This is a genomic window from Nitrospirota bacterium (assembly GCA_016219645.1).
GTDB lineage: Bacteria > Nitrospirota > Nitrospiria > Nitrospirales > Nitrospiraceae > Palsa-1315.
In genome coordinates, this window is record JACRLR010000025.1 from 1 (window position 1) to 1,287 (window position 1,287).

Consider the following 1,287-nt stretch of genomic DNA (forward strand, 5'->3'; position numbering starts at 1 on the left):
AGCCCAGCGGGATCTGTACTATCAGGAAGAGCTGCACGAACTGGCGGCCCGGCATCCCATGTTTCGCAGTACTGTCACATTGTCTCGTCCGGATCCGGGATGGACCGGTCCGACCGGCCGCGTCACCGCGCTGGTGCAGGAGCGTGTCAAGACGGTGGACAATCTCGCCGTGTATCTCTGCGGAAACGGCGGCATGATCAAAGACGTGACCAACTTTCTCCGCTCGAAAGGCCTCTGCCCGATCTATCGCGAGAAATGGTACGACGACGAGAATGAAGTGTAATGACAGTTCTGTTCATGAGCGCGTCTGGGGTTCGTGGACATTAAGTTAAGACCCGCCGAGAGAAACGCGAAGCGGAGGCCCATACGCGTGCACCTATTTCATCAAGGCAATGGTTCCTGACACCGTTCTCTCTTTGTTAAGTTTCCTCTCTTAGCGGGACATTTAATTCAGCGGATGTTTGCTCCCGCGTTCTTAAGAAGCTGTACGATTTCTTGGTGGTTCTTTCGCTTTGCGATAGTCAGAGGCGTTTCACCATCCTGATCCTTCTGGCTCAGATCCACCCCTGCATACAACAAAGCTTGTACAACATCGGGATGACCAAACTGGCAAGCATAGTGCAAGGCTGTGTCGCCATGGTCAGTCTTCGAAGGGGATGCTTACTTTTTCCTGACCATGAGGCGGAGCGGGGTGCCGGTGAATTGGTAGGTTTCGCGCAGTTGATTCTCCAAATATTTCAAATACGAAGGCGTGAGGTCTTCCGGATGGCCGACAAACAAGGCAAAGACCGGTGGTTTGGTGGCCACCTGCGTGATATAGGCGGACTTCGTCACAGCCGACGGCTTGTGCTTGCGAGCCGGCAACGGATGGGTGTCGAGAATTTTCTGCAGCCAGGTATTCAGTGCGCCAGTGGGGACACGCTTGGTGAACATAGCGTGCACGTCCTTGAGGAGCGGGAAAAGACGGTGGACGGAGTCCGGCTTGAGAGCTGATCCATACAGGATCGGAGCCCAGGTCAGAAAGGAAAGCCGTCGGCGGAGTTCAAGTTCATATTCTTGTCGCGCCTGAGTATCTCCGGCTCGTAAGTCCCATTTGTTGATCAGGAGAACGCAGGCGCGTCCTTGCTTCAGAATGGCCCCAGCGATCTTGGTGTCTTGTTCCGTGACTCCTTCCACCCCATCCAGGAGAAGGACCCCGATGTCGGACCGACCGATGGCACGGAGTGATCGGAGGACGCTGTAGCCTTCCACCCCACGGTCGATCTTACCGCGTCGCCTGATGCCTGC

At 55.6% G+C, this 1,287-nt stretch carries 3 protein-coding genes; 1 reads left to right on the forward strand and 2 read right to left on the reverse strand.

The window, feature by feature from the left end; all coding sequences use genetic code 11:
• Positions 1-283: phenol hydroxylase (locus tag HZB34_10980; GenBank protein ID MBI5316485.1), on the forward strand; the 283-nt coding region annotated here is incomplete at its 5' end.
• Positions 284-450: 167 nt separating this feature from the next.
• Here the strand turns inward: HZB34_10980 and HZB34_10985 are convergent.
• Together HZB34_10985 and HZB34_10990 are read right to left on the reverse strand one after the other, a co-directional pair.
• Complete coding sequence (locus tag HZB34_10985; GenBank protein ID MBI5316486.1) at positions 451-624, reverse strand: ankyrin repeat domain-containing protein; 174 nt, start codon at positions 622-624, stop codon at positions 451-453.
• A 36-nt stretch (positions 625-660) separates the two neighbouring features.
• The coding region (locus tag HZB34_10990; GenBank protein ID MBI5316487.1) for a ribosome biogenesis GTPase Der at positions 661-1,287 on the reverse strand (627 nt) is incomplete at its 5' end.